The following is a 490-nucleotide window of genomic DNA, read 5'->3' as shown; positions in this document are numbered from 1 at the left end:
CAGTAAACACAGCGAAAATCACAACGGTCAGTAACTGACAAACGCAAATAGTTAATCTTTCGTCCAAAAGGATCAACTAGCGCTGTATTCGTTTGATTAGTCTGAGTCATAGATTGTCTCTAGTTTCGAACCGTCGTGTGTTTTAATGCCATTACTGGCAGTGCATTTAATTGTCTGCGTAGTAACTGCCGCTCTTACCGCCATGCTTTTCTAACAATCGAACGCCATTAACTTGCATCGCTTTATCAACAGCTTTACACATGTCATAAACAGTCAGCGCAGCAACGCTAACAGCTGTCAACGCTTCCATCTCAACACCTGTCTGCGCATTCAACTTACATGTACTAACAATGCGTAAGCGCGCCGAATCGTTGACGTCTTGCGGCTCAAAATCAATGCTCACAGCACTTAAATTTAAACCATGGCACAAGGGGACAAGTTCAGAACACTTTTTAGCTGCCATAATACCTGCAACTCGGCACACTGCTAA

At 43.5% G+C, this 490-nt stretch carries 1 protein-coding gene and 1 pseudogene; both read right to left on the bottom strand.

The window, feature by feature from the left end; genetic code table 11:
* A pseudogene (locus A3738_RS31915) lies at nucleotides 1–110 on the bottom strand (GTP 3',8-cyclase MoaA); the annotation flags it as partial.
* A gap of 56 nt (nucleotides 111–166) precedes the next feature.
* Nucleotides 167–490 (bottom strand): cyclic pyranopterin monophosphate synthase MoaC (locus A3738_RS09820; RefSeq protein WP_304440093.1); only part of this gene is annotated, 324 nt, incomplete at its 5' end.

The sequence above is a fragment of the Oleiphilus sp. HI0066 genome, assembly GCF_001635725.1.
The sequence above is the reverse complement of the archived record's forward strand: the minus strand, read 5'-3'. Positions and strand labels throughout refer to the sequence as shown.